Raw genomic sequence first — 7,135 nt, 5'->3', positions numbered from 1 at the left:
AAAGCCGCCAATGGATACTGGGCCCCATGACCGAGCGCGTCGACACACCCGGCATCGATCCCGCGGACTTCCGCGTCCACGTGGTGGCGCAGGCCATCCGGCTGTTCTCCGAGAACGGGTACGAGGCGACGACCGTCGAGCAGATCGCATCCGCCGCGGGCGTGTCCCGGCGGACGTTCTTCCGCCAGTTCCGCTCCAAGGAGGACGTGATCTTCGCCGATCACGAATCGCTGTTGCAGCAGGCAGGCGATTATCTGTCCACGGATTCCGACGACCCGTGGGCGGCGGTCTGCAGGACGGCGGGCCTGGTCTTCGACAGGTTTCGCGAGAACCGGGAGTTGTCGGCTCGCCGGTACCAGGTGGTCCAGCGGGTTCCCGCCCTGCGCGACCGGGAGATCGTCACCGGCTTCCGCTACGAGCGGTTGTTCGTCGACTACCTGCGCGGGGTCGTACCCACCGAGCCGGTCCTGAAGGTCATCGGATTCGCGGCCGCCGTCACCGCGTGCCACAACTTCCTGCTCCGGAACATGATCAAGGGCGACCCCGACGCGACCGCCGAGGAACTCGAGCGGGCCCTCCTCGACGTGCGCCGGACGTTCGGCGTCGCTCCGGGGGCATCGACGCAGGAACAGGACGCGGTGCTGGTGGTGTCGTACCCGCCGGGAACGCCGGTGGAGGAGATCACCGGGCGTATCCAGTCCCAGCTGTCCCGGCGCCGGGGCTGAGTGGCCGGGTGACGACAACCACCCTTGACTGGCACTCAGTGCCGTGGTTGACTGCACTGTAGTGGCAGTAGTTTGCCGACCACGAACGTTGCGGCCCACCTGAACGACAATGACCTTGGCACGGAGTGCCTATTCAGACTCGGTGCCGTCGAGACTCAGCAAGGAGCGCCCCATGGCCGGAAATCCGGACTTCGATCTGTTCAAGCTCGGTGAAGAGCACGACGAACTGCGGTCCGCGATCCGCGCGCTCTCCGAGAAGGAGATCGCACCCTACGCGAAGGAAGTCGACGAGGATGCACGCTTCCCCGAGGAGGCCCGCGTCGCCCTCGTGAACTCCGGGTTCAACGCCATCCACGTCCCCGAGGAATACGACGGCCAGGGCGCCGACTCCGTCGCCACCTGCATCGTCATCGAAGAGGTCGCCCGCGTCTGCGGCTCCTCGTCCCTGATCCCCGCCGTCAACAAGCTCGGCACCATGGGCCTCATCCTCAACGGGTCCGAGGAACTCAAGCAGCAGGTCCTGCCGCAGCTCGCGTCCGGCAAGGCCATGGCGTCCTACGCACTGTCCGAGCGTGAAGCCGGTTCGGACGCCGCCAGCATGCGCACCCGCGCCAAGGCCGACGGCGACGACTGGATCCTCAACGGCTCCAAGTGCTGGATCACCAACGGTGGCAAATCCAGCTGGTACACCGTCATGGCCGTCACCGACGCAGACAAGGGCGCCAACGGCATCTCCGCGTTCATGGTCCACGAGAACGACGAGGGTTTCGTCGTCGGACCGAAGGAGAAGAAGCTCGGCATCAAAGGCTCGCCCACCGCGGAGCTCTACTTCGAGAACTGCAAGGTCCCCGGCGACCGCATCATCGGCGAGCCCGGCACCGGCTTCAAGACGGCGCTGCAGACCCTCGACCACACCCGTCCCACCATCGGCGCGCAGGCAGTCGGCCTCGCACAGGGCGCCCTCGACGCCGCTCTCGCCTACACCAAGGACCGCAAGCAGTTCGGCAAGTCGATCAGCGACTTCCAGGCCGTGCAGTTCATGCTCGCCGACATGGCGATGAAGGTCGAGGCCGCACGCCTCATGGTCTACACCTCCGCGGCCCGCGCCGAGCGCGGCGAGAAGAACCTCGGTTTCATCTCCGCGGCCGCCAAGTGCTTCGCCTCCGACGTCGCGATGGAGGTCACCACCGACGCCGTCCAGCTGTTCGGTGGCGCCGGCTACACCACCGACTTCCCTGTCGAGCGGATGATGCGTGATGCGAAGATCACTCAGATCTACGAAGGCACCAACCAGATCCAGCGCGTCGTGATGTCGCGTGCACTGTTGAAGTAGGCGGCTACGCCGCCCGTGCGCCTTTTTGGTAGCTCCCGCTACCAAAAAGGCGCACGGCTACGTGAGGAGAATTTGTGGAACTAGTAGGCGTGATCGGCGGCGGCACCATGGGTGCCGGCATCGCCGAGGTATGCATCAAGGCCGGTAGCTCGGTTCTCATCCTCGAGACCAAGCCGGAATTCGCCGAGGCCGCGCAGGCCCGCATCGAGAAGTCCCTGGCTCGCGGGGTCAAGGCGGGCAAGCTCGACCAGGACGCCGCGGATGCCGCGCTCGCCCGCGTGCGGGTCACCCTCGACATCGAGGAGTTCGCGGACCGCGACCTCGTGATCGAGGCGGCGCCGGAGATCGAGTCGCTCAAGGTCGACATCTTCCAGAAGCTCGACAAGATCGTGAAGCCGTCGGGCATCCTGGCGTCCAACACGTCGTCCATCCCGCTGATCAAGATGGCCAACGCCACGCAGCGTCCCGGGCAGGTCGTGGGTGTCCACTTCTTCAACCCGGTGCCGGTGATGCCGCTGGTGGAGATCGTGGTCAGCCTGGTCACGTCGGAGGAGACCGTCCTCGCGGTCACCGACTACGCGAAGAACACGCTGCGCAAGAAGACGGTGCGGGCCGGGGACCGTGCGGGTTTCATCGTGAACGCGCTGCTCATCCCGTACCTCACGTCGGCGGTCCGGATGCTCGAGTCGGGTTACGCCACCGCCGAGGACATCGACGAGGCCATGAAGGGCGGCTGCGGTTACCCGATGGGCCCGCTGACGCTGATCGACACCGTCGGTCTCGACATCACCCTCGCCGCGGCGGAGTCGCTGTACGCGGAGTTCGCCGAGCCGCACTACGCTCCCCCGACGCTGCTCAAGCGCAAGGTGGACGCCGGACAGCTCGGCAAGAAGAGCGGTAAGGGCTTCTACGACTACAGCTAGTCACGCCCGTCCGGAAGCCCGTCGCGTCGTCGCGGCGGGCTTTCGCCGTTCTTGACCGCAAATCCCATGTAGGAGATGGCCGTACTCCGGATCTGCCCGAAGTCGAGCCGGCGGCTCAACTCCCCGTAACTGAGCCGTGTTCCGCCGGCCCGGGCGAGGTCGAGGAGCCGGAGCGGATTCTTCGACCGCGGCCCGAGCCCGACGATCTCGCCGAGCCGCAGTCCGTGCCGCGCCATGATCGGCTCCAGCTCCGCGGGGCGGATACACATCGACCAGTCGTGGATGGGAGTGTCGAACATCCGGGTCATCCGCCACTCCTGCATGATCTTGATCGCGACGAGCTTGCTGGCGAATGTGCGGTTGATGGTGTCGAACAGGTACAGGCCGCCCGGTTTCAGCGCCCGGGACGTCTCGGCGATCACGCCGTCGAGATCCGACACGTGCTCGAGGACGTCGCAGCAGTAGACGACGTCGAACGCGGCATCCGGTACCGGCAGCTGTTCACCCGACCCGATGCGGTACTCGATGTCGAGGGCCGAACCGGCTGCGTGACGCCGTGCGGTGTCGACCGACACAGGGGACGGATCGATGCCCGTCACCCGGAAACCGATGCGGGTGAACTCTTCCGCGAGGAACCCACCGCCCGACCCGACGTCGAGGGCGCGGAGCCCGTGATGGTCACGACCGACCGTCTCGCCGAGCACCTTACGGAAGTAGGCGAATCGTCCCGGCGTGAGGCTTCCGTGCAGCAGGTTGAGTGGGTTGTCTTCCTCCCACCACGACTCCCCCACACGGTTGTAGACGTCGTTGTCGATGACCAAGCGGACCACCCCTTCTCTGCCGACGGCACAGCGACGACCTCCAGCCTTCTCCTGAGCGTCGGTCACTTCAAGGCCGGTGCCCTTACGCGATGCTCAGAGGATGACATTCAGGGTCTCGCACGTGTGCCTGCTGCTGGGCGGGTTCGTCACGGGAATTGCGTTGACGTCCACCACGTCCAGGGAGTTCGCGTTCGTGGTCGGCGGCGACCGCCTGGACGCGTTGTATGCCGGGCCGGCCGCCGGTGCCTTCCTGGCTGCGGTCGTCGCCGTCCTGGTGGCAGCGCTGGTTCGTGCCCGCCGGGTCCTGTCGACGCTGTCGTTCGCCGGTCTCGCGCTGCTGGGTGTCCTCCGTCGACGGGGCCGTGGGATTTCGAGGTGTACCTCGGCGGAGTCGGTGCGGGCCTGCTGCTCGGCGGCCTCGTCGGACTGTGCGCCACCGCCGACCGGGCATGGTTGCAGACCGCACTCGCGGCGGGGGTTCTCGCCGGACTCCTCCTCGCCGGACCGATCGACCACTTCCGGACGTCTTTTCCCCGGCGCTACGCCGATTACCTTCCGGCACCCGCAGTCGATCCGGTGGCGCTGACCGTCCTCGCGCTCACGTGCGTAGTTCTGGCCGTCACGCTGGCGTCCGGCGACTTCGGTGAGCGGACGGACGTCGCGGCGAGCGCGCGCGCCCTCGTCGTCGGGATCGTCCTGCCGCTGATCGGGCTGGTGCTGTACTGGTGGTTCGTTCGACGTGTCTGGAACGTGGGCACCTACGGCGCGATGCACGGCAGGTGGATGTTCGGACTCGTCCTGGTCGTGGCGGTGATCGCCGCCTCGCTGTGGCTGGAGAGCCGCACCGGGATCGTGTTGCTCGCCGCAATGGCGTTCGTCGCCGCGGGGGACATCGGTGTGGCGGCGTTCCCGGATTCCTGGCCGTGGCTGCTGGTGCCCGCGGCGCTCGTGCTGACGGGCGCCGTGCTCGGCCGGCGCTTCCCGCACCCGGTGCTCGGCATCGCGGCGCTCGCAGTCGTGGCCGCGTCGGCGTTGTTCGAGCACCCGCCGTGGGACAACCTGCACGTCGGGGCGACGTGGCTCCTCCTTCCGCTCGCGGCCTCGTACACGGTCGCGTCGAGTCTGCCGTCGAGCGAGCCGGTCACCGCGACATCACTGGCGGTGCCTGCCGCGCTGGCCGTCCCGCTGATCGCCGACTACGGGTGGACGGCGTATGCGCCGCTCGTCGAATCCGAGAGGACGCTGGGGCCGGACTCGTGGGCGTGGACATCGACCGGACTGTCCGTGGCTGCCGTGGTCGCGTGCGGTCTCGCCGCCGCTCACCTCGGAAAACGCCCCACCTGAGCTCATTGCACGATACATACGTTGTGCACCATGCATACGCTGTGTATGGTGCACAAATTGTGTTTCGCAGAGTTGAGGAGATTCGTGTGGACAGTCCGACGCCCGCCGTCCGGCCAGGCGGCCTCATCGCCGTCCTGGCATTCACCGGCATCGTCGCCGCGCTCATGCAGACCCTCGTGGTGCCGCTGATCGGCGACCTCCCCCGACTGCTCGACACGACCGCCTCCAACGCATCGTGGGTGATCACCGCGACGCTGCTCGCCGGCGCCGTGGCGACACCGGTCACCGGACGTCTCGGCGACCTGTACGGCAAGCGGCGAATGATGCTGATCTGCACGGTGCCGCTCGTCCTCGGCTCGGTGGTCTGCGCACTCGCGACGTCCCTGGCCCCGATGGTGATCGGCCGAGGGCTGCAGGGCATCGGTGTGGGCATGATTCCGCTGGGAATCAGCGCACTGCGGGACCTGCTGCCGCCCGAGCGCCTGCACTCCTCCATCGCCTTGATGAGCTCGTCCATGGGCATCGGCGGCGCCCTCGGCCTGCCGCTCGCCGCAACGGTCGCCGAGAATGCGAGCTGGCGCGTGCTGTTCTGGGGCGCCGCCGGGCTCAGCGCGCTGATCGCCGTGCTGCTCTGGTTCTTCGTGCCCGCCACGCCCGTCCACGGTCCCAAGGCCCGCTTCGATCCCATCGGCGCAGTCGGACTCGGTGTCGGACTGGTGTCCCTGCTGCTGGCGGTGTCCAAGGGCGCCGACTGGGGCTGGGCGAGCAGCACCACCCTCGGTCTGTTCGCGACCACTGCCGTCGCGTTGACGGCCTGGGGCTGGTGGGAACTCCGCACTCCCGAACCACTGGTCGACCTGCGGGTGATCGCCGGCCGTCAGGTACTGCTGACCAACGCCGCGTCCGTCGTGGTCGGCTTCGCCATGTACGCCCAGTCCCTGATCGTTTCCGCAGCTCCTGCAGTTGCCGGCGTCGACGGGATACGGCCTGGGACAGTCGATGCTGGCCATGGGCCTGTGGATGGCCCCCTCGGGTCTGATGATGATGGCGGTCTCCCCCTTCGGCGCCAAGCTGTCGTCCACCCGCGGACCGAAGGTCACCCTGCTCGTCGGAAGCCTCGTCATCGCGCTCGGCTACGGATCGTCGATGTTCCTGATGGGGTCGACGTGGGGCCTGGTCGTGGTGACCTGCATCTGCGGCTCGGGTGTCGGTCTGGCCTACGGCGCGATGCCCGCTCTGGTGATGAGCGCCGTGCCGCAGTCGGCGACCGCCTCCGCCAACAGCGTCAACTCCCTGATGCGCTCGGTCGGCACCGCGGTGTCCGCGGCCGTCGTCGGAGTGGTCCTCGCCCAGATGAGCGTCCAGGTCGCCGGCCACACCCTGCCGACCGAGGGCGGCTTCCGAACCGGCCTGTTGATCGGTTGCGGTGTCGCACTCGTCGCCGCGGCCATCACGCTGGCCATTCCCACCCGTCGCGCCACCCTCGCGGCGCCGAACTCGATTCCCGAACCGCTCGCGCCGTCGAAGGTGTAGCCCCTTGCCGGTTGCCTACTTGCGGAGGGCGTACCCCGCCACCGGGTTGCCGTTGATGTAGACGGTGCCCTCGTAGGTCCCGTCGGGCCTCGGCGTGATCCGGTCGGTCAGGAAAGGAAGCCCGGAGGGGCTGTAGTCGGTGACGAGGGAACCGCTCGCTTCCGGAGTGGTCATGCCGAAGATGTACGGGAAGAACACCCCGAAGTTGTCCATGACCCACCCGGGTCCGAACGTCTTGCCCTTCCAGATCAGGTCACCACCGAGAACGTTGGTGGTGCCGAGGTACGTGCCGGCGGGCAACGGGACCGGCATGGGCGCAGGTAGCGGCGGCGGCATGGGCGCCGGCACCGGGTCCGCTGCGGCCGTCCCCGCGGCGAAGAAAGACAGGCCGGCCACCGCGACGGCCCCGACTGCGACCTTGCGCATGATGTCCATGAGTTCTCCGTATATCGAGGT

Annotated in this window: 6 protein-coding genes and 1 pseudogene; 5 read left to right on the top strand and 2 right to left on the bottom strand. The window is 67.6% G+C overall.

Features of this window, described 5'->3' with window-relative positions; all coding sequences use genetic code 11:
- Positions 1-26 precede the first annotated feature (26 nt).
- From QM806_RS36630 to QM806_RS36620, 3 genes are all read left to right on the top strand, one after another.
- Positions 27-725 (top strand): TetR family transcriptional regulator, encoded by a 699-nt coding sequence (locus QM806_RS36630; RefSeq protein ID WP_133986173.1) that lies wholly within the window; start codon positions 27-29, stop codon positions 723-725.
- A gap of 172 nt (positions 726-897) precedes the next feature.
- Positions 898-2,058 (top strand): acyl-CoA dehydrogenase, encoded by a 1,161-nt coding sequence (locus tag QM806_RS36625; RefSeq protein WP_283294651.1) that lies wholly within the window; start codon positions 898-900, stop codon positions 2,056-2,058.
- 74 nt (positions 2,059-2,132) lie between these two features.
- Positions 2,133-2,981, top strand: coding sequence for a 3-hydroxybutyryl-CoA dehydrogenase (locus QM806_RS36620; RefSeq protein ID WP_005561875.1), 849 nt, complete (start codon positions 2,133-2,135; stop codon positions 2,979-2,981).
- Here the strand turns inward: QM806_RS36620 and ubiG are convergent.
- Positions 2,978-3,811 (bottom strand): bifunctional 2-polyprenyl-6-hydroxyphenol methylase/3-demethylubiquinol 3-O-methyltransferase UbiG, encoded by an 834-nt coding sequence (gene ubiG / locus QM806_RS36615; RefSeq protein WP_133986172.1) that lies wholly within the window; start codon positions 3,809-3,811, stop codon positions 2,978-2,980. The genes QM806_RS36620 and ubiG overlap by 4 nt on opposite strands.
- A gap of 366 nt (positions 3,812-4,177) precedes the next feature.
- Here ubiG and QM806_RS36610 point away from each other — a divergent pair, with 366 nt between their 5' ends.
- Both QM806_RS36610 and QM806_RS36605 read left to right on the top strand, forming a co-directional pair.
- Complete coding sequence (locus tag QM806_RS36610) at positions 4,178-5,146, top strand: hypothetical protein (RefSeq protein ID WP_283294647.1); 969 nt, start codon at positions 4,178-4,180, stop codon at positions 5,144-5,146.
- 86 nt (positions 5,147-5,232) lie between these two features.
- A pseudogene (locus tag QM806_RS36605) lies at positions 5,233-6,679 on the top strand (MFS transporter).
- 15 nt (positions 6,680-6,694) lie between these two features.
- On the opposite strand, the gene QM806_RS36600 reads toward QM806_RS36605, so the two are convergent.
- Complete coding sequence (locus tag QM806_RS36600) at positions 6,695-7,114, bottom strand: hypothetical protein (RefSeq protein ID WP_283294645.1); 420 nt, start codon at positions 7,112-7,114, stop codon at positions 6,695-6,697.
- Positions 7,115-7,135: the final 21 nt, after the last annotated feature.

It is taken from the genome of Rhodococcus sp. IEGM 1351, from assembly GCF_030056875.1.
GTDB classification, from domain to species: domain Bacteria; phylum Actinomycetota; class Actinomycetes; order Mycobacteriales; family Mycobacteriaceae; genus Rhodococcus_F; species Rhodococcus_F opacus.
The sequence above is the reverse complement of the archived record's forward strand: the minus strand, read 5'-3'. Positions and strand labels throughout refer to the sequence as shown.

Excerpts from the sequence above, each read along its gene's own strand:
- QM806_RS36630 (WP_133986173.1), top strand. The coding sequence starts at position 27 with ATGACCGAGCGCGTCGACACACCCGGCATCGATCCCGCGGACTTCCGC.
- QM806_RS36625 (WP_283294651.1), top strand. The coding sequence starts at position 898 with ATGGCCGGAAATCCGGACTTCGATCTGTTCAAGCTCGGTGAAGAGCAC.
- QM806_RS36600 (WP_283294645.1), bottom strand. The coding sequence starts at position 7,114 with ATGGACATCATGCGCAAGGTCGCAGTCGGGGCCGTCGCGGTGGCCGGC.